The 20,087-nt window shown below is 71.2% G+C and carries 14 protein-coding genes and 2 pseudogenes; 8 read left to right on the top strand and 8 right to left on the bottom strand.

Annotated elements, in window-relative coordinates; genetic code table 11:
• Window positions 1-13: 13 nt before the first annotated feature.
• Both AB0M88_RS34585 and AB0M88_RS34580 read right to left on the bottom strand, forming a co-directional pair.
• The gene (locus AB0M88_RS34585; protein WP_364110002.1) at window positions 14-1,192 is read right to left on the bottom strand and encodes a sigma-70 family RNA polymerase sigma factor; all 1,179 of its coding nucleotides are present in this window, start codon (window positions 1,190-1,192) and stop codon (window positions 14-16) included.
• A complete protein-coding gene (locus AB0M88_RS34580) occupies window positions 1,189-1,605 on the bottom strand; it encodes a YciI family protein (RefSeq protein ID WP_364110001.1) in 417 nt (138 codons plus the stop codon). The genes AB0M88_RS34585 and AB0M88_RS34580 overlap by 4 nt, the downstream gene beginning before the upstream one ends.
• 95 nt (window positions 1,606-1,700) lie before the next feature.
• Between AB0M88_RS34580 and AB0M88_RS34575 the strand changes: the two genes are divergently transcribed.
• Complete coding sequence (locus AB0M88_RS34575; protein WP_364110000.1) at window positions 1,701-2,582, top strand: LLM class F420-dependent oxidoreductase; 882 nt, start codon at window positions 1,701-1,703, stop codon at window positions 2,580-2,582.
• On the opposite strand, the gene AB0M88_RS34570 is transcribed toward AB0M88_RS34575, so the two are convergent.
• Both AB0M88_RS34570 and AB0M88_RS34565 read right to left on the bottom strand, forming a co-directional pair.
• Window positions 2,579-2,971: an HIT family protein gene (locus AB0M88_RS34570; RefSeq protein WP_364109999.1), complete on the bottom strand. Its 393-nt coding sequence runs from the start codon at window positions 2,969-2,971 to the stop codon at window positions 2,579-2,581. The genes AB0M88_RS34575 and AB0M88_RS34570 overlap by 4 nt on opposite strands.
• Before the next feature lie 11 nt (window positions 2,972-2,982).
• Window positions 2,983-5,160: an ATP-binding protein gene (locus AB0M88_RS34565; protein ID WP_364109997.1), complete on the bottom strand. Its 2,178-nt coding sequence runs from the start codon at window positions 5,158-5,160 to the stop codon at window positions 2,983-2,985.
• Window positions 5,161-5,291: 131 nt separating this feature from the next.
• Here AB0M88_RS34565 and AB0M88_RS34560 point away from each other — a divergent pair, with 131 nt between their 5' ends.
• From AB0M88_RS34560 to AB0M88_RS34535, 6 genes and pseudogenes are all read left to right on the top strand, one after another.
• On the top strand, window positions 5,292-6,728 hold the full coding sequence (locus AB0M88_RS34560) for a gamma-aminobutyraldehyde dehydrogenase (protein WP_364109996.1): 1,437 nt from the start codon (window positions 5,292-5,294) through the stop codon (window positions 6,726-6,728).
• A gap of 167 nt (window positions 6,729-6,895) precedes the next feature.
• Window positions 6,896-7,348, top strand: coding sequence for an Lrp/AsnC family transcriptional regulator (locus AB0M88_RS34555; protein WP_364109995.1), 453 nt, complete (start codon window positions 6,896-6,898; stop codon window positions 7,346-7,348).
• Window positions 7,345-8,613, top strand: coding sequence for an FAD-dependent oxidoreductase (locus AB0M88_RS34550; RefSeq protein ID WP_364109994.1), 1,269 nt, complete (start codon window positions 7,345-7,347; stop codon window positions 8,611-8,613). The genes AB0M88_RS34555 and AB0M88_RS34550 overlap by 4 nt, the downstream gene beginning before the upstream one ends.
• Window positions 8,603-9,601 carry an asparaginase gene (locus tag AB0M88_RS34545; RefSeq protein ID WP_364109993.1) on the top strand — a complete coding sequence of 333 codons (999 nt, stop codon included), beginning with the start codon at window positions 8,603-8,605 and terminating at the stop codon, window positions 9,599-9,601. Before AB0M88_RS34550 ends, AB0M88_RS34545 begins: the two co-directional genes overlap by 11 nt.
• A gap of 25 nt (window positions 9,602-9,626) precedes the next feature.
• Window positions 9,627-12,131, top strand: a complete 2,505-nt coding sequence (locus AB0M88_RS34540) for a glycoside hydrolase family 3 protein (protein WP_364109992.1) — start codon at window positions 9,627-9,629, stop codon at window positions 12,129-12,131.
• Window positions 12,132-12,463: 332 nt separating this feature from the next.
• Window positions 12,464-13,291 (top strand): annotated as a pseudogene (locus AB0M88_RS34535) (IS5 family transposase).
• A gap of 613 nt (window positions 13,292-13,904) precedes the next feature.
• On the opposite strand, the gene AB0M88_RS34530 reads toward AB0M88_RS34535, so the two are convergent.
• The 3 genes from AB0M88_RS34530 to gabT all read right to left on the bottom strand — a co-directional run bounded on the left by AB0M88_RS34530 (window position 13,905) and on the right by gabT (window position 17,295).
• On the bottom strand, window positions 13,905-14,318 hold the full coding sequence (locus AB0M88_RS34530) for a hypothetical protein (RefSeq protein WP_364109991.1): 414 nt from the start codon (window positions 14,316-14,318) through the stop codon (window positions 13,905-13,907).
• A gap of 291 nt (window positions 14,319-14,609) precedes the next feature.
• Window positions 14,610-15,992 carry an aspartate aminotransferase family protein gene (locus AB0M88_RS34525; RefSeq protein WP_364109990.1) on the bottom strand — a complete coding sequence of 461 codons (1,383 nt, stop codon included), beginning with the start codon at window positions 15,990-15,992 and terminating at the stop codon, window positions 14,610-14,612.
• A gap of 16 nt (window positions 15,993-16,008) precedes the next feature.
• Window positions 16,009-17,295, bottom strand: coding sequence for a 4-aminobutyrate--2-oxoglutarate transaminase (gene gabT, locus AB0M88_RS34520; protein ID WP_364109989.1), 1,287 nt, complete (start codon window positions 17,293-17,295; stop codon window positions 16,009-16,011).
• A gap of 105 nt (window positions 17,296-17,400) precedes the next feature.
• Here gabT and AB0M88_RS34515 point away from each other — a divergent pair, with 105 nt between their 5' ends.
• A complete protein-coding gene (locus tag AB0M88_RS34515) occupies window positions 17,401-18,825 on the top strand; it encodes an aldehyde dehydrogenase family protein (RefSeq protein ID WP_364109988.1) in 1,425 nt (474 codons plus the stop codon).
• 59 nt (window positions 18,826-18,884) lie between these two features.
• On the opposite strand, the pseudogene AB0M88_RS34510 reads toward AB0M88_RS34515, so the two are convergent.
• Window positions 18,885-19,759: pseudogene (locus tag AB0M88_RS34510) on the bottom strand (IS5 family transposase).
• Window positions 19,760-20,087: the final 328 nt, after the last annotated feature.

Here is a 20,087-nt window from a genome sequence, read left to right as displayed (position 1 = left end):
CGTTGCCAGACCGTTATGTGAGACGGGCGGCCCGCATGGTCAAGTACCGCCTTTCCGGAAGGCTGGTGGTCGCCGCCGCGGCCGCCCGGTAGGCCTCGACCGCCGCCCCGGTCTCGCCGGCCCGTTCGAGCAGGTGCGCGCGCACGGCGTCCCGGCGGTGCCCGGCCGCCGCCCGATCGCCCAACTCGTCGAGCAGCTTCAACCCGGCCCGCGGACCGTCCACCATGGCCGCCGCGACGACCCGGTTGAGCGCCACCACCGGGTTGCCGGTCATGCGTTCCAGCAGCTCGTAGAGGGCGTGGATCTGCCGCCAGTCGGTCTCGGCGGCGGTCGGGGCCCGGTCGTGCAGCGCGGCGATCGCCGCCTGGAGCTGATATTCGCCGACGGCGCCGCGGCGCACCGCGGCGTCGATCAGGGCGGTGCCCTGGGCGATCAGGTCACGGTCCCATTTCGTACGGTCCTGCTCGTCGAGCGGGATCAGGTCTCCGCCGGCGTCGGACCGGGCCGGCCGGCGCGCGTCGGTGAGCAGCATCAGCGCCAGCAGCCCGGCCGCCTCGCCGTCCTCGGGCAGCAGCCGGTGGACGAGACGGGCGAGCCGGATCGCCTCGGCCGACAGTTCGACGCGGTGCAGGGCCGGTCCGGCGCTCGTCGCGTACCCCTCGTTGAACAGCAGGTAGAGCACGTGCAGTACCGATGGCACCCGGGCCGCCGACGGCCGGCCGAAGGGCCGGCCGGAGTCCTTGATCTTCTGCTTGGCCCGGCTGATCCGCTGGCCCATGGTCGCCTCGGGTACGCCGAAGGCGGCCGCGATCTCGGCCGTCGTCAGGCCGCCGACCGCGCGCAGGGTGAGCGCGATCGCCGAGGCCGGGCTGAGCGCCGGATGGCAGCAGAGGAAGAGCACGGTCAGCGTGTCGTCGTGGTCGCCCACCCGGGCCGGAACGGAGAGCCGGGCCGCCGTCTCCTCCCGGCGGCGCCGCGCCTCGTCGCCGCGGGCCTGGTCGATCAGCTTGCGGTGGGCGGCCCGCAGCAGCCAGCCCCGCGGGTTGTCCGGCACGCCCTCGGCCGGCCAGTGCCGCGCGGCGGCGAGCAGCGCCTCCTGCACCGCGTCCTCCGCCGCGGCGAAGTCGCCGGTGCGCCGGGCGAGCGCGCCGAGCACCGGCGCGGCGCACTCCCGCAGGACGTCCTCGATCACTCGCCGGCCATCAGCCGGTCGAAGTCACCCGCGTCCATCACCCGCCGCACGGTGATCGGCTGCTGGAGCGGCACCCCGCCCGGCCCGGGCACGGCCGAGACCCGGGCGGCGATCTCGAGCGCGCGGGCCTCCGAGTCGACCACGACGGTCTGGAAGCCGGCCAGCATCTCCTTGAACTCGGCGTACGGGCCGTCGGTGACCACCGGGGCGGTGCGGCCGTCGGCGGTGACCACCTTGGCGTACTCGGGGCCGGTGAGCGCCTCGCCGCCGACCAGTTCGCCGCTCGCGGTGAGCTCGGCGTTGAGGGCGTCGTAGTAGTCCATGTGCGCCTTGATCTCGTCCGGCTGCCATTTCTCCATCGGGGTGTCGATGACGCCGGGCTGGTAGTCGACGATCAACAGGTAACGCGGCATGAGGGACATCTTCCTTCCCGGGGTGTGGGTCTCTCTACTTGGGGACGACGCGGCCGCGAGGTTTTCGACATGCTTCGCGGGTTAAGTTGTTGACCATGAGCGTGCGCTTCGGAGTCTTTGTCCCGCAGGGCTGGAAAATGGACCTGGTCGAGATCGCCGACCCGGTCGAGCAGTACGAGGCGATGACCGCGGTCGCCAAGGCGGCGGACGCCGGGCCGTGGGACTCGATCTGGCTCTACGACCACTTCCACACCGTGCCCGAGCCGACCCCCAACACGACCTTCGAGTGCTGGACCGCCACCGCGACCCTGGCCCGCGACACCCAGCGGATCAACATCGGTCAGATGGTCGGCTGCAACGGCTACCGCCAGCCCTCCCTCTACGCCAAGATCGCGTCGACCGTCGACGTGGCGAGCCACGGGCGGCTCTACGCCGGCATCGGCGCCGGATGGTACGAGCACGAGTGGAAGGCCTACGGCTACCGCTGGACCGACGTGCCCGAGCGGATGGCCGAGTTCAAGGAGGCGGTCCAGATCATCAAGAAGATGTGGACCGAGGACGAGCCGGTCTTCCAGGGCCGGCACTACTCGATCGACAAGCCGATCAACGAGCCCAAGGGCGTCCGCCAGCCGCACCCGTCGTTCTGGATCGGCGGTGGCGGCGAGAAGGTCACCCTCAAGCTGGTCGCGCAGTATGCCGACGCGGCCAACATCGGCGGCGGCGACCCGGAGCTGCTCGCCCGCAAGTGCGCGGTCCTGCGCGAGCACTGCGACAAGCTGGGCCGCGACTACGACAGCATCATCAAGTCGACCAACATCGACCTCGACCTGGCGGCCTCCTCGGCCGACAACATCGCCCGGGTCGAGAAGCTGGTCGAGGCCGGCGCCGACTACGTCAACTTCTACATCCCGCGGGTCGCCTACGACCACGACCCGATGCTGAAGCTGGCCGCGGAGGTCCTCCCCCAGTTCGCCTAGAGAGCTGCCAGTAAGCGCTGATGAGCGGCGTCCAGGTCGGCCGCCGGGACGCCGCTCTGCACTCTCCGGAAGTCGAAGTCGGCCATCTCCCAGGCCGGGAAGACGTGCACGTGGGCGTGCGGCACCTCGAAGCCGGCGACGATGAGCCCGGCCCGCGGCGCGTCGAACGCCTTGCGGACCGCGGCGCCGACCACGCGGCTCACCTCCATGACCCGGGCCCACAGCGCCGGGTCGAGCCGGGTCCAGTCGTCGACCTCGATGCGCGGGACGACGAGCGTGTGCCCGGCGGTCAGCGGGGCGATGGTGAGGAACGCGGCGACCTCGTCGTCGGACCAGACGATGCGGCCCGGCAGGTCCCCGTTGATGATCTGCGTGAAGACGGTTGGCATGCCCTCCATCTTCAGGCAGCGGGCAGGACCACCGTGAAACTGGTCCCGCCGCCCGGCGCCGGGGTGGCCGCGATGCTGCCGCCGTGCGCCTCGACGATCGCCTTGGTGATGGCCAGGCCGAGCCCGGTTCCCTTGATGCCCTTCTGCACCGCGTTGCTGGCCCGGAAGAACCGCTCGAACACCTGCGAGTACTGCTCGGCCGGAATGCCGATGCCGTTGTCCGACACGGTCACCGCGGTGGTCTCGGGCCGCGGTCCGGCGCCGGCTTCCACGCGTACGGCACCCCCGTCGGGCGTGTACTTGATGGCGTTCGCGAGGAGGTTGTCGAGCACCTGCCGAAGGCGTACGGGATCGGCCTGCACCGGCAGGTGCCGCGGCGTTCCGATCGTGACCGTGACCGATTTCGCGGCCGCCGCCGGCCGTTGGGCGTCGACCACCTCCCGGATCATCCGGGTCGCCGAGATCGGCTGCGGGTCGAGGTGGAGCTGGCCGGTCTCCAGCTTCGCCGCGTCGAGCAGGTCGTCGACCAGGTGCTGCATGTGGCCGCTGCGCCGGTCGATCACCTCGGTCAGGTGCCGCTGGTCGGCGGTCAGGTCGGGGTCCTCGAGCAGCGTCTCGGCATAGCTGCGGATGGCCGCCAGCGGGTTGCGCAGCTCGTGGCTGACCAGCGCGACCACCTCGTCCTTGAGCCGGTCGAGGCGGCGCAGCTGGCGGTTCTGGGCCTGCTGGTCGGCGAGCAGCTGGGCCTGCTGCTCGGCCAGCCGGCGGCGCTCGGTCACGTTGGTGCTGATGCCGTCGATGAGCAGCCGGTCCTGGTCGCGGCGGGGCACCGCCCGGGTCCACACCCAGCGGATGCCGCCGTCCGGTCCGATCACCCGCAGCTCGTACTCGGCCGGCTCGCCGCTGAGCACCCGGGCGCAGAAGCCGTCGAAGATGTGCCGGTCGTCGGGGTGCACGCGGCGTTGCACCGCCTCGATCACGTCGCCTTCCAGGCCGAGCGCGGTCTCGCCGAAGACACCGCTGGCGTCCGGGCTGGCGAAGCGGGAGACGACCGCCCCGCCTTCGATCGCCTCGACGGTCCAGACATAGTCCTTGACCTGGGCGATCACCCGGTCGAAGTCGCGCCGCGCGGCGATCAGGGCGAGCGTCAGCTGTTCGGCCCGGCGGCGCTCGATGTGCCGGCCCAGGTGGGCGCAGACGCCGTCGAGGGCGACGATCAGCTCCTCGTCCGGCTCGTCGGCCGAAACCGAGAAGAACAGCAGGACGCCCAGGATGCGGTCGTCCGAGCGCACCGGTACGCCGATCGCGGTGTGCAGCCCGGCCGCCCGCACCTGCTCCTCGCGGACCGCGATGCGCGGGTCGTCGGCCACCTCGGTCGCCCACAGCTCGCTCTCGGCGGCCCAGATGTTGCCGGCCAGCCCCTCCCCGCGGTCCAGGGTGAACGGCCGGTCGCCGGTGACCGCGGACAGGTCGTAGGCCGGGTCGCACCAGTGGCCGACCCGCGAGATCGTCCCGGCCACGTCGTCGACCTGCCAGAACTCGCCGAACGCCCAGCCCATCGCGCGGGCGACCGCCTCGGTGGTGCCGTCGGCCGCCTGCTCGGCCGTGGTCGCGTCGGCCAGCACCCGGGCCACCCCGAGCTGCAGGTCGCGGACGACCTCGGCGCGGTGCTGGCGGGCCAGCGCGCGCTCGCTGAGGCGGGCGGCGGCGCGCAGCTCGATCTCGTTCTCGGCCGCCGCGGCCAGGTCCTCGATCAGCAGCAGGTCGCGGGGCTCCCACTCGCGCGGCCGGCCGTCGAGCACGCAGAACGTCCCCAGCATGTGACCGTCGGGGCTGCGGAGCGGGAAACCGGCGTACGCGATCACCCCGTCGCCGATCGCCGGATGCTCGCCGATCCGCTCGTCGGTGCGCGCGTCGCCGATCAGCACCGGCGCGTCGGCGTCGAGGACCACCCGGCAGAACGTGTGGGCGGGCACCGGACCGGCCGAGCCGGCGATCACCCGGCGGTCGGCGTCGAGCAGGGAGATCAGGGCCCAGTCGGCGCGTAGCTGGTGGGCGGCGGCGCGGGCGAGGCGGTCGAGCGAGGCGTACGGCGCACCGCACAGCATGCCGGTCTCCCGCAGGCGCCGGAGGCGTACGGCGTCGGAGAGCCGGCCGTCGGCATCGGTCACCGCGTGTGTCCAGCTCACTCAAGGCAGTTCGGCCGACCATGCCCCGGACTGAGCGCGATGACGGAAGTCGTGGGTCGGGGGGCTTGTCAGCTACGGAATCAGTGCAAAGATGGGGCCTCAAGTGTCCTTTCCCGCGTCTGGAGCCCCCGGTGCCTGACAACAAAACCGTGCTGCACAACTTCATCGGCGGCGCCGCGGCGGCGCCCGCCGAGGGACGGTACGAGGATCTGGTCGACCCGGCGACCGGCGAGGTGTTCGCAGCAGCGCCCGTGTCCGGCAAGCCCGACGTCGACCGCGCGATGGAGGCGGCCGCGTCCGCGTTCGAGTCGTGGCGCAACACGACGCCGAGCGAGCGGCAGCAGGCCCTGCTCAAGTTCGCCGACGCGGTCGAGGCCAGGACCGACGAGCTGGTGCGCGCCGAGTCGCAGAACACCGGCAAGCCGATCGGGTTGACCACCAGCGAGGAGATGCCGCCGGCGATCGACCAGATCCGCTTCTTCGCCGGCGCCGCCCGGCTGCTCGAGGGCCGCTCGGCGGGGCAATATCTGGCCGGCTTCGAGAGCTACGTCCGGCGCGAGCCGATCGGCGTCTGCGCCCAGGTCACGCCGTGGAACTACCCGCTCATGATGGCGGTCTGGAAGCTCGCGCCGGCCATCGCGGCCGGCAACACGGTTGTGCTCAAGCCGTCCGACACCACCCCGGTCAGCACCGTGATGCTGGCCGAGATCGCGGCCGAGTTCCTGCCGCCGGGCGTGCTCAACGTGATCGTCGGTGACCGCGAGACCGGCCGCGCCCTGGTCAGCCACCCGACCCCGCAGCAGGTTTCGATCACCGGCTCGGTGCGGGCCGGCATGGAGGTCGCCACCGCCGCCGCGGCCGACCTCAAGCGCACCCACCTCGAGCTGGGCGGCAAGGCCCCGGTCGTGGTCTTCGACGACGCCGACGTCGAGGCCGCCGCGGCCGCGATCGCCGAGGCCGGCTACTTCAACGCCGGGCAGGACTGCACGGCCGCGACCCGCGTGCTGGCCGGCCCGGGCGTGCACGACGACTTCGTGGCCGCGCTGGCCGAGGCGGCCCAGGGCACCCGCACCGGCGGTCCGGACGACGAGGACGCGTTCTACGGCCCGCTCAACAACGCCAACCAGCTGTCCCGGGTCGGCGGCTTCGTCGACCGGCTGCCCGACCACGCCGCGCTCAACGCCGGCGGCGCGCGGGTCGGCGACCGGGGCTTCTTCTACGCCCCGACGGTCGTGTCCGGGCTGCGCCAGCAGGACGAGCTGATCCAGGACGAGGTGTTCGGCCCGCTGATCACCGTGCAGCGGTTCACCGACGAGGACGAGGCGGTCCGCTGGGCCAACGGCGTGCAGTACGGCCTGGCGTCCTCGGTCTGGACGAAGGACCACGGGCGGGCGATGCGGATGACGCAGCGGCTCGACTTCGGCTGCGTCTGGGTCAACTGCCACATCCCGCTGGTCGCCGAGATGCCGCACGGCGGTTTCAAGCACTCCGGGCACGGCAAGGACCTGTCGGTGTACGGCCTGGAGGACTACACCCGCATCAAGCACGTCATGCACTCGCTGGGCTGATCCCGCGGGACGGCTTTACGAGAGGGGCCCGGGACATGGCGGTGGCCCGGACCTCTCCCTGCCCCTTGCGAATAAAGCCCCCTGGTGCACGCGGAAACCGTGCCATAGCAGGGTCCCGACGAGTGAAACACTTGTCAAGGTCGGACAACTCTGCGATAAACGCAGGCGTGAACGAGGCCTTGGACGACGTCAACAAGCAGATCATCGAGCACCTGCAGCGGGACGGCCGCATGTCGTATGCGACGCTCGCCAAGACTATCGGTCTCTCCGAGGCTGCGGTCCGGCAGCGTGTGCAGCGGCTGCTCGACGGGGGTCTCATGCAGATCGTCGCGGTGACCGACCCGCTGACGCTGGGCTTCGCCCGGCAGGCGATGGTCGGCCTCAAGGTCAACGGCGACCTGCGGAAGATCGCCGACAAGATCGCGGCGATCCCCGAGGTCGACTACGTGGTGATCTGCGCGGGCGGCTTCGACCTGCTGGTCGAGCTGGTCTGCACCGACGACGAGCACCTGCTCGACCTGCTCAACGAGAAGGTGCGGGCGGTCGAGGGCGTCACGTTCACCGAGACTTTCATGTACCTGAAACTGGCGAAACAGAGCTACGCGTGGGGAACCCGATGAACGCACCGTCCTTCTGGCTCGACTCCCTCGGTGCGATCGAGAAGCGGGCGCCGCTCGGCGGCGACCTGACCGTCGACGTCGCGATCGCCGGCGGCGGCTACACCGGACTGTGGACCGCCTACTACCTGGCGGCCGCCGACCCGACGCTGAAGATCGCGGTGGTCGAGGCCGAGTACGCCGGCTTCGGCGCCTCGGGACGCAACGGCGGCTGGGCCTCGGGTCTCTTCCCGGTGCCCGAGTCCAAGCTGGCTCGCCGCTTCGGCCCGGAGAAGGCCGCCGCGATGCACGCCGGGCTGGCCGACGCGGTCGACGAGGTGGGCCGGCGGGCGGAGGCCGAGGGCATCGACTGCGACTACGCCAAGGGCGGCACGATCACGCTGGCCCGCTCGGCGGTGCAGCTGCGGCGCGTCCAGGGGTCGCCCGGCTTCGTCGACGCCGATGCGGCGCGGGCGATCTGCGGCGCGAGCGACGTCCTCGGCGGCGTCTACAGCCCGGACTGCGCGGCCATCCACCCGGCGAAGCTGGTGCGCGGGCTGGCCGACGCGGCCGAACGGCTCGGCGTGCGGATCTTCGAGGGCACCCGGGTGCTCCGGCTGGCCCGCGGCAGCGTGGTCACCGACCACGGCACGGTCCGCGCGACCACCGTGGTGCGGGCGCTCGAGGGCTACACCGCCCGCCTGGAGGGCCACCGCCGGGCGCTCGCCCCGGTCTACTCGCTGATGATCGCCACCGAGCCGCTGCCGCCCTCGGACTGGGAGCGGATCGGGCTGGCCCGGCGCGAGACGTTCAGCGACGAACGGCACATGATCATCTATGGCCAGCGGACCGCGGACGACCGGCTGGCGTTCGGCGGCCGCGGGGCGCCCTACCACTTCGGCTCCCGCATCGAACCCGGCTTCGACCGGGTGCCGGCCGTCTTCGACAGCCTCCGGCAGACGCTGACCGAGATGTTCGGCATCGACCCCCCGGTCGCGTACCGCTGGGGCGGCCCGCTCGGCATCCCCCGCGACTGGATGCCGAGCGTCGGCCTCGCCGACGGCGTCGGCTGGGCCGGCGGCTATGTCGGCGACGGCGTCGCGGCGGCCAACCTGGCCGGGCGTACGCTGGCCGACCTGATCCGGGGCGAGCACACCGAGCGGACGGCCCTCCCCTGGGTCGGGCACCGCTCACGCCGGTGGGAGCCGGAGCCGGTCCGCTGGCTCGGCATCAACGCGGCGCTGCACGCGACCACACTGCGCGACGCATGGGAGAAACGTGCCGGGTGACATCGTCGTGGCCGCGCTGGGCGGCACGATCGCGTCCGCCCGCCCCTCGTCCGGAGGCGTCGCGCCGAGCCTGACCGCGCAGGACCTGATCGACGCCGTGCCGGGACTGCCACCGCACGTCGAGGCGCTGAGCTTTCGCAGCCTGCCCGGCTCGTCGGTGACGGTGCCCGACCTGATGGCACTGCACGAGTTGCTCGAACAGCGGTTCGCGGCCGGCGCGGCCGGGGCGGTGGTCACCCAGGGCACGGACACGATCGAGGAGTCCGCGTACGCGATGGACCTGGTCCACCGGGGACCGCAACCGATCGTCGTGACCGGAGCCATGCGCAATCCGATGACGGCCGGGCCGGACGGCCCGGCCAATCTGCTCGCGGCGGTGACCGTCGCGGGTTCCCCCCTCGCCCGTGACCTGGGCTGCGTCGTGGTGTTCGCCGACGAGATCCACCCGGCCTCCCGGGTCCGGAAGACGCACTCGACCAGCACCGGCACCTTCGTGTCGGTCGACGGCGGCCCGCTCGGCTATCTGGTCGAAGGCTCTCCCGTCGTCGTGAATCCGCGGGCCGCGCGGCACACGCTGCCGCGCCCGGCCTCTCGGCCCAGGATCGCGGTCTACACCGCGACGCTGGGCGATGACGGAGCTCCCCTGGAGGCCCTGGCCGGGGCGGTCGACGGCCTGGTGATCGCCGGGTTCGGGGTCGGGCACGTGCCGGCCGGCTGGACCCCGCTGATCGACTCGCTGTGCGCGCGCATGCCGGTCGTGCTGGCCACCCGCACCGGGTCGGGGCCGGTGCTGCGGCACACCTACGGCTACCCGGGCTCGGAGTCCGATCTGCGGCGCCGGGGTCTGATCTCCGCCGGTTTCCTGCATCCCTACAAGGCGCGGCTGCTGCTGCAGTTCGCGCTCGCGGCCGGCGCAAACCCGGCACAGTTGACGGCCGCCTTCGATGTCGCCGGGCAGGTAAGCTCCTCTGAGCGGTGGCCGTTTTAACGGCGGTCGATATGGGGAGGTCGGCATGGTTCGCGTCCGAGCCCTTCTCGGGGCGGCGTTGTCCGGTCTGCTGATGGTCACGGCCCCGACCAGCCCGGTGTTCGCCGCGACCGACGCCCAGAGCACGACGTTCACGCCCGCCCAGGCGGTCTACACGGTCGATCCCGGCTCCTACACGACGATCTCGCTGACTCTGACCACGTCGGACGGTGGCCCGCTGAGCGCGCCGGCCACGCTGACCTACAACGGCACCTCGCTGAACTTCGGCGCCGGCACGCCCTCCGGCAGCCCGGTCCAGATCCCGGTCGCCGCGCCCGCCGGCACCGGCCCGGCCACCGCCACCCCGCTGCCCCTCGACCTGCGGGTCGACGGCGCCCGCCTCAGCCCCCGGCCGCTGGTCGTCGTCAACGCGCACGGCCTGCCCTATCTCGACTCCCGCCAGCCCGTCGAGCGCCGGGTCGACGACCTGCTCGGCCGCATGACCCTCGCCGACAAGGTCGGTCAGATGACCCAGGCCGAGCGTGCCTTCGTCACCTCCGACCCCTCGGTCGTCGCGAGCCTGCGGCTCGGCTCCGTCCTCTCCGGCGGCGGCTCCGCGCCGACGCCGAACACCCCGGACGCCTGGGCTTCGATGGTCAACAGCTTCCAGGGGTACGCGTTGAGCACGCCCCTGCAGATCCCCATGCTCTACGGGATCGACGCCGTGCACGGCCACGGCAACGTGCTCGGCGCGACCATCTTCCCCCACAACGTCGGCCTCGGCGCCGCCCGCGACCCGGCATTGACCTTCGACACCTACCGCGCGACCGCCGACGAGATGCGCGCGACCGGCATCCCGTGGGACTTCGCGCCCTGCGTCTGCGTGGCCCGCGACGAGCGGTGGGGCCGGGCCTACGAGAGCTTCGGCGAAGATCCGGGTCTGGTGTCCCGCATGGAGACCTCGATCGACGGGCTGCGGGCCGGCGGGGTGCTGGCCACGGTCAAGCACTTCGCGGGCGACGGCGACACGCGCTACGGCACCGGCGGCGGCGACTACACCATCGATCAGGGCGTCACGGTCACCAGCCGCTCCGACTTCGACCGCATCGACCTCGCGCCGTACGTGACCGCAGTGCGCGACCACCACGTCGGAGCGGTCATGCCGTCGTTCTCGAGCGTCGATCTGACCGGCACCCCGGTCAAGATGCACGCCGACCGCGACCTGATCACCGGCACGCTCAAAGGCAGGATCGGCTTCCCGGGCTTCGTGATCAGCGACTGGGAGGGCATCCACCAGCTGCCCGACTCGTCCGGCGCGGCGGCCCCCACGCCCGCCCAGGTCGACGCCGGGGTCAACGCCGGCATCGACATGTTCATGGAACCCAACACGGCTCCCCAGTTCGAGCAGGTGCTGACCGCCGAGGTCGCGGCCGGCCGGGTGCCGATGACCCGGATCGACGACGCGGTGCGGCGCATCCTGCGGACCAAGTTCCAACTCGGACTCTTCGAACAGCCGTACATCCCGGCGTCGCCCGCCACGGTGGGCGACCCGGCGCACCGGGCCCTCGCCCGGCAGGCCGTCGCCGAGTCGCAGGTCCTGCTGAAAAACTCCGGCGGCCTGCTCCCGCTCCGCCCGTCCACCCACCTCTACGTCGCCGGCCGCAACGCCGACGACATCGGCAACCAGGCCGGCGGCTGGACCCTCGACTGGCAGGGCCGCTCGGGCGCGTCGATCCCCGGCACGACGATCCTGCAGGGCATCCGCCAGGCCGACCCGCACGTGGTCTTCAGCCCAGACGCGTCGGCCCCGACCACCGGCGCCGACGTCGGCGTGGTGGTCGTCGGCGAAACCCCCTATGCGGAGGGCCTGGGCGACGTCGGCGCGCCCGGCTGCGCGTGGTGCGCACCCCCGCAGAACGAGCCCAAGTCCCTCGCCCTGCAGCCGGCCGACCGCGCCGTCGTCTCCCGGGTCTGCTCGGCCCTGCCACGCTGCGTCGTCCTGATCGTCTCCGGCCGCCCCCAGGTGATCCCGTCGCTGGGCTCGGTCGACGCCCTGGTCGCGTCGTGGCTGCCCGGCTCCGAAGGCGCGGGCGTGGCCGACGTCCTGTTCGGCCGCACCCCGTTCACCGGCCGCCTGCCGGTGACGTGGCCGGCGTCGGCCGCCCAGGAGCCGATCAACGTGGGCGACGCGCACTACCGGCCGCTCTACCCGTACGGTTGGGGCCTCAGCACCGACCCCGGCCGCGCCCGCCTGGTGGCCGCCGCCGGACCGCACCCGTCGGGGGCGGTGGCCGCGCTCCTGGCCGCCCGCAACTGGGATTCGTCGGGCGCCCTCCGGGTCTCGCCGGCAACGCTGCGGCTGGCTTCAGCGGCCTTGAAGACGCGCTCCGCCCAGGACGCGGTGCTGTCGGTCGTGCGCGACGCCGCTCAGGAACGGGCGCTGGCGCGCAAGGGCGGCTCGGACTGGGCGACCGAAATCGCCCTGGCCGACCAGGCCCAGCAGGCGGGCTCGGCTACGAAGGCGTTCGCCCACCTCCGCGACCTCCTCTGACCCGCCCCCATTCCGCGCCGGCCATTTGGTCGCCGGCCGAGTTGAAGTAGGCCCGAAAAATCTCCTCCAGCCCATCGGGCCGGGATCGCTGCGCCAAATATCCGCCGGCCCCGATGCGGCCTTTCCTCCGGCCCCTGGTCCATCCCGAGCCGTCAGGTCTGTCTTCCACCGGCCATCCGCCGGGACGCCAGTGGACTCGGCGCAAGGTCTCGCGAGAGGACGCCGCGCTTCGCGCAGTCCGCGAGCCGCCCACCGCGCGTCCGGGGTGCTGGCGCCCTTAGACGGCATCTCGTTAGAGATGCCTGGTTCGCAAGGTCACTCGTCAGATCGGCATGGATGACGTGGTCAAATACTGCCCGGATGCGTTGTGGCAGCTCAGTGAGCCGTTGATTCCCGAACACCCGAAACGGCATCAGGGCGGTGGCCGGCCACGTATCGATGACCGGACCGCGCTGGCAGCGATCCTGTACGTGCGCTGCACAGCGGCTGCGCCTGGGACGCGCTGCCGCCTCGTTCGGGATTTCGACGCCGTCGGCGCACCGGCGGTTCACTGAATGGGTCGAGCACGGCGTGTTCGACGCCTTGCACGGCGCGGTGCTCGACATTCTCGGTTCTGCCGGGCACATCGACTGGGAACGCGCGAGCGTGGACGCGATGCACGTGCGGGCGGTCGAAGGGGGACCTGACCAGGCCCAGCCCGGTAGACCGGGAAGCCCGGCTCCAAGATCCACGCGATCAGCGACCGTCAGGGATTGCCGCTGCACGTCGTGGTGTCGGCTGCCAACGTCAACGACAACACCGTGCTCCACGACGTGGTCGACGGCATCCGACCGGTGAAACAACCCATCGGGCGACCCCGTCAACGGCCGAGGAAACTGCACGGTGACAAAGGCTATGACTACCAGAGCTGCCGGACTCTGCTCGCCCGGCGTGAGATCAAAGCCCGGATCGCCCGCAAAGGCATCGAATCCTCGAACCGTGTCGGCAGACATCGCTACGTCATCGAACGCTGCCTGCAATGGATCACCCGGTTCCGACGCCTGGCCCGACGCTACGAACGCAAGAGTTCCCACTTCATCGCCTTCACCGTCGCCGCATGCGCTGTCATCTGCTACCGCCGCGCAGCAGCCCTCGGACTACTCACCAGCAACAACCCCTAACGAGATGCCGTCTTATGTGAGCCGCTTGCGGACAGGCCAGGATCATGAGGTGGCTGACGTCGTTTCAGGGCCGGCCGGCGCACTGGTGTGGTGCCGAAGTTTCGTGGGACAGGCGCTGGTCCGCTGGCATGGAACCAGCCGCGAATCCGCGGCGTGCGGGCTCCGATTGCGGTAAGCGGGTCGCGGCAGCCGGATCCCGCGGTCGGCCGGCCATCGATTGAGGTCGGCTGGGAAGTAGCCCTTCTCCGCGACGATCAGCTGCCCCGGCCGGGCGGCGAGTAGCTGGGGACCGTCCTGCTTCGGGGTGACCAGGTTCCTGGCGATCGACAGGCCGTAGGGGCAAATTCAACGCGGCGATGATCGGGGGGCGGCTGCCGCTCTCCCCGTTCACGCCACGCGAGCAGGGCCGGGAACGGCTCCTTGCCCGAGTCGGTGAAAAGTAGCGGAGCGGCCGCGAGTCGTAGGGCGCCCGCCGGCCGCTTGGCCCCGGCGCTCCGGCGATCGCCGAGGACGAGGCGGTTCCTAAGCTCGGAGCCGCTCCCGAACAGGGCAAACGCCGAGGCCCGGGCAGGGAGACCTGCCCGGGCCGGCGGGGGGGAGCTCGTGGTGCGTGTTACTTGCAGCGGCCGACCGGGCGCGCCGGACGGGCCACCTCGGTCGACGAGATGTAGCCGCGGGCCGGGGCGACCGTGCGGTACCAGGTGTTGCTGCCGTTCTCGCGGGCGCCGAGGGTGTAGCAGGTCACGGCGACGCGGGAGCCGGGGGTGCGCAGGACCGACAGGGTGCGGCCGTGGCGGTCGGTGGTCGGCGACATGCGGACCTGGGCGTTGCGGACCCGGGTGCGCAGCGTGGTGACCACGTCGTGGTGCGGGGCCGGCTTCGGGTGGTGGTTCACCCTGTGGGACGGCGCCGACGGGTGGTGCGGTTTGGTGTCGGCGAACGCCGAGCCGGCGGTGAGCGGCACGGCGACGGCCGTGACGATACCGGCGACCGCGAGGGTACGGCCGAGTGAAAGCCGAGCAGACATGTCTTCCTCCGTTTATCCGAACGGTGTTGCAGGACGGAACACTACCGTTTCGGAAATGTCGGATTTGAGGAAGAGTTTCGCGTTTGGGCGGGCACAGCCGAAAGCCAGGCCGCACTTAGATCAACCACAGCGAAATCAAAGACACGCCAGGCGCGACACGCGACGACGCCCCACCCTCGCCAGCTGAACCATAGGGTCCTTTCAGGAACTTGCCAGGAAGCAGCACCGCGTGTCCAGCGCAAAGCGGGCGAACCACCCCCGCCAGGGTGATCCGCCCACGTCAAGGACGACTCAGATGCGGTTGGACGCCTCGGTCAGCACCGAGCGCAGGATCTGCTCGATCTCCGCGAACTGCGCCTCCCCCGCGATCAGCGGCGGCGCCAGCTGGATCACCGGGTCGCCCCGGTCGTCGGCCCGGCAGTACAGCCCGGCCTCGAACAGCGCCGACGACAGGAAGCCGCGCAGCAGCCGCTCCGACTCGTCGTCGTCGAACGTCTCCTTGGTCGCCTTGTCCTTGACCAGTTCGAGCCCGAAGAAGTAGCCGTCACCGCGCACGTCGCCGACGATCGGCAGGTCCAGGAGGCGTTCCAGGTAGGAACGGAAGAGCGACGAGTTCTCCCGCACGTGCGAGAACAGGTTTTCCCGCTCCATGATGTCGATGTTGGCCAGCGCCACCGCCGACCCGACCGGGTGCCCGCCGTACGTGATCCCGTGCGCGAACCAGTTATGTCCCTTCAGGAAGGGTGAAGCCAGCCGCTCCGACGCGATCATGGCGCCCAGCGGCACGTAACCACTGGTCAGGCCCTTGGCGACGGTGATGATGTCGGGCGTGTACCCGTACTTCTGGCCGCCGAAGTACTCGCCGAGCCGGCCGAACCCGCAGATCACGTCGTCCGACACCATGAGCACGTCGTACTTGTCGCAGATCTCGCGTACCCGCTGGAAGTATCCGGGCGGCGGCGGGAAGCAGCCGCCCGAGTTCTGCACCGGCTCCAGGAAGACCGCCGCCACCGTTTCCGGGCCCTCGAACTCGATGGCCTCCTCGATACGGTCGGCGGCCCACTGACCGAACTGCGAGGGGGTCATCGACTCGTCGGGACGCCGGTAGTAGTTGGTGTTCGGCACCCGGAACGTCGACGGCACCAGCGGTTCGAAGTCGGACTTGAGCGCCGGGATGCCGGTGATCGACAGCGCGCCCATCGACGTGCCGTGGTAGGCGATCGACCGCGACAGCACCTTGGTCTTCATGGGCTTGCCGGTGTGCTTGAAGTACGACCGGGCCAGCTTCCACGCCGACTCGACCGCCTCCGACCCACCGGTGGTGAAGAAGACCCGGTTGAGGTCGCCCGGGGTGAGCGAGGCCAGCCGCTCGGCCAGCTCGACCGCCTTCGGGTGCGCGTACGACCAGAGCGGGAAGTAGGCCAGCTCGCCGGCCTGCTTGGCGGCCGCCTCGGCCAGTTCCTGCCGGCCGTGGCCGGTCTGCACGACGAAGAGCGCGGAGAGACCGTCGAGGTAGCGCCGCCCGGCGCTGTCCCAGACGTAGCAGCCGTCGCCGCGGACGATCATGGGTACCGGGTTGTCCTGGTAGGACGACAGCCGGGTGAAGTGCATCCAGAGGTGGTCGCGGGCGGCACCGGAGAGTTTTTCGAAGTCGGGGGACTGAAGGTCGGTCACGAGGGGTGTCTCCTCTTTAAAGAAAAGCCTGCTCGAGCAGGGAAAGCCCGCGGTCGAGCTCGTCGTCGTCGATGATCAGCGGGGGCAGCAGCCGGATGACGTTGCTCCAGGTGCCGCAGGTGAGCAGCAGCAGCCCGGCCTCGTGGGCCGCCTTGGCGACCGCTGAGGCGGCGGCCGGGTCGGGCGCCGGGCCGAACGGGCCCGACTCCCCCGGCTTGACCAGTTCGAGGGCGAGCATGGCGCCGCGGCCACGGACCTCGCCGATCACCGGGTGTTTGGCCGCGAGCGCTTCCAGCCGGGGCCGGGCCAGGGAGTCGATGCGCCGGGCGGCCGCCGCCAGGTCGAGCTCGCGCATCATGCCGATGGTGGCCAGGGCCGCCGCGCAGGCGACGGGATTCCCCCCGTACGTGCCGCCGAGTCCGCCCGGGTGCACGGCGTCCATGATCTCGGCGCGTCCGGTGACGCCGGCCAGCGGCAGACCGCCGGCGATTCCCTTGGCGGTCGTGATCAGGTCGGGCTCGATGCCCTCGTCGAACGAGGCGAACCACGCCCCGGTCCGGCAGAACCCGGTCTGGATCTCGTCCGCGATGAAGACGGCGCCGGTCGACTTCGTCCAGGCGGCGAGTTCGGCCAGGAATCCGGGCGCGGGCACCACGAAGCCGCCCTCACCCTGGATCGGCTCGATCAGCACGGCCGCCAGGTCGGCCGCGCCGACCTGCTTCTCGATCAGGCCGATGGCCTGGGCGGCCGCGGTGGCGCCGTCGAGGCCGCCGTCGCGGAACGGGTACGACATCGGGACCCGGTAGATCTCGCCGGCGAACGGCCCGAACCCCTGCTTGTACGGCATGACCTTGGCGGTCAGCGCCATCGTCAGGTTGGTCCGCCCGTGGTAGGCGTGGTCGAACACCACCACCGCCTGCCGTCCGGTCGCGTGGCGCGCGATCTTCACCGCGTTCTCGACCGCCTCGGCCCCGGAGTTGAACAGCGCCGACCGCTTCTCGAACGTCCCCGGCGTCAGCGCCGCGAGCTCCTCGCAGACCGCCACATACTGTTCGTACGGCGCGATCATGAAACAGGTGTGGGTGAATTTCTCCACCTGCTCCTGGACGGCGGAGACGACCGCCGGAGCCGAGTTGCCCACGCTGGTCACCGCGATGCCGGCCGCGAAGTCGATCCACTCGCGCCCGTCCACATCGGTCATCGTGCCGCCGCCCGCGCTGCTCACGTACGACGGGATCATGCTGCTGACCCCGCGAGCGACGGCCGCGCTCCGCCGTTGGTGCAGTTCGGCCGATGTCGGCATCCCCAACTCCTTCCACCTTTGAGACCCGATCATTTCCACTGATTCCGTGGTGCGCAAGAGGTCTCGCAACTATTTCCGTGCCCTACCCCAGAGTAGGCTGCCGCCGTGATCCTCTTCTACGTCGCCGGGCGCCCGGCCACCAGCGCCGATGTCCTGACTGTCCGTCACCCCTTCGACACGGAGGTGGTGGGCGAGACCAGCCTGGCCACTCCGGAGCAGGTCGAGGAGGCGGTCGCCGCGGCCGCCGCAGCCGCCGGACCGGCCGCCGCGCTGTCGGCCGCCGACCGGGCGGCCGCGCTCGACGAGGTCAGCGCGCGCCTGCAGCGACGGGCCGGGGAGATCGCCGCGCTGATCACCGCCGAGAACGGCAAGCCGCTGAAATGGGCCCGCGCCGAGGTGGCGCGCGCCGTCTCCACGTTCCGGTGGGCGGCCGAGGAGGCCCGGAGATTCTCCGGGGAGCTGCAACGCCTGGACACCGACCCGGCGGCGGCCGGGCGCATCGCTCTCGTACGCCGGGTGCCCCGCGGCCCGGTTCTCGGCATCTCGCCGTTCAACTTCCCGCTCAACCTGGTCGCCCACAAGGTCGCCCCGGCGCTGGCGGTGGGCGCCCCGATCGTCCTCAAGCCGGCCCCGGCCACTCCCCTGACCGCGCTGCTGCTGGGCGAGATCCTGTCCCGGCTCGACCTGCCGGCCGGCATGTTCTCGGTGCTGCCGATCCCGAACGAGCGCGCCGGCGACCTGGTCGCCGACCCGCGGCTGCCGGTGGTCTCGTTCACCGGCTCGGGCCCGGTCGGCGCGCGGATCCGGGCCGCCGTGCCGCACAAGCACGTGACGCTGGAGCTGGGCGGCAACGCGGCCGTACTGATCTGCCGCGACTGGGACGATCTGGACACGGCCGCCCAGCGGGTCGCCACGTTCGGCAACTACCAGGCGGGCCAGAGCTGCATCGCGGTGCAGCGCGTCTTCGTGCACCGCGACCACCTCGCCGAGTTCACCCCGAAGCTCGTCGCGACCGTCGCGGCCCTGCGCACCGGCGATCCGCGCGACGAGGGAACGGACGTCGGCCCGGTGATCGACGAGCGCGCGGCGGCCCGCATCGAGCAGTGGATCGGCGAGGCGGTCGCCAAGGGCGGTCGCGTTCTCACCGGCGGCGGCCGCCAGGGCACGACCGTGGAGCCGACCGTGCTGACCGATGTGCCGGCCGACGCCAAGGTGCACGCCGAGGAGGTGTTCGGGCCGGTGCTGGTGCTGACCCCGGTCGACTCCGACGAGGACGGCCTGGCGGCGATCGACGACTCGGCGTACGGCCTGCAGGCGGGTGTCTTCACCCGCCGCATCGATATCGCCTTCCAGGCGCACCGACGCTTGCGCGTCGGCGGCGTCATCATCGGCGACGTGCCCAGCTTCCGGGCCGATCAGATGCCGTACGGCGGGGTGAAGGCGAGCGGGTCCGGACGTGAGGGCGTGGCCAGTGCGATGGACGACTACACCGAGCCGCGCCTCCTGGTCCTGACCGGCGTCGACCTGTAGCGAGCGGCGATGCCGGCTAGACGAGTAAGTCCTGACTGCGGCTAGGGCGCGTATCAAAGTCATAGCCACTCGTTGATCGCGGCGATGGTTACGGTGGCTTCGTAGCGGACGGCGAGTTTCACGTATCGCCTGGCGACGGCGCGGTGGCGTTTGAGCCGGTTGATGCCACACGCGACCGCGTGCCGCTGCTTGTAGATCTCGGGGTCGAAGGCGGGTGGTCGGCCGCCCTTCGAGCCGAGCTCGCGCCGGTTGGCGTCCTGGTCGGCTTTGCTCGGGATGGTCGCTCTGATCCCACGACGGCGCAGATAGCGGCGGTCGCCGCGCGAGGTGCAAGCCTTGTCGGCCAGGACCCCCTCCGGCCGCACCCGCGGCCGGCCGCAGGGCCGCGGAACGCGGATGCCCTGCAGGACCGGGATGAACTGAGGGCTGTCGCCACGCTGCCCGGCGGTCAGCACGATCGACAACGGCTTCTGGCCTTACTCGCAGCCCAGGTGCAGTTTCGTGGTCAAACCCGCCCCGCGAGCGGCCCAGGGCATGCTCGGCCGGCTCGCACGTCACACCGCCCGGCGGTTCGCCTGAAGACCCCCCTCTTACACGCACCGGCGGCATACTGATGCGCTCGCGCTGCCATCAAGCCGACCGACACGTCCCACACGATCCGGCCAGCCCTATCGGCAATGACCTGCAACGCGGTCAGGATCCGCGTCCAGGTGCCGTCGCGCTGCCACCGCCGAAACAACGCATACGCCGCCGCCCACGACCCATACCCCTCAGGAACGTCACGCCAGGGCGCTCCCACCCCGATCCGCCACCGGAGCCCATCGATCAGCTGCCGTTTCGTCCAGGTCGGCGCACGACCCCACCGACGCCCGGCGGGCAGCAACGGCTCCAACGCCGCCCCCTCCGAGTCGGTCAGAACATGCCGCCCCGTCACCGCAAGGGTGATCACGAGGTCTCCGGTGGTCTCCGGTTTTGCTCGGTCGCTAAGCCATCTACCGGAGACCTCGCTATTTATCGATCACCGCCACGCCGTGAACACCAACCGGCACGACCGACTTCGATACACGCCCTAGTCGTGCGACCAGCGAGCGGATGCTGTGGACACGTGTACAGATGAAGTGTGTCGATGGGCGTGTCAGATGGTTTGTGTACGTGATCAACCTTTGAGTTGAGGAGTACACACGTGACCGTGACTGATCATCGCCGACAAAGGCGACGTTTCGGCCCGAACTCGACCGCCGGCTCACCGACCGCGGAACCCG

This window comes from Actinoplanes sp. NPDC051411 (assembly GCF_040682075.1).
GTDB lineage: Bacteria > Actinomycetota > Actinomycetes > Mycobacteriales > Micromonosporaceae > Actinoplanes.
This window is presented reverse-complemented; position numbering and strand designations above follow the sequence as displayed.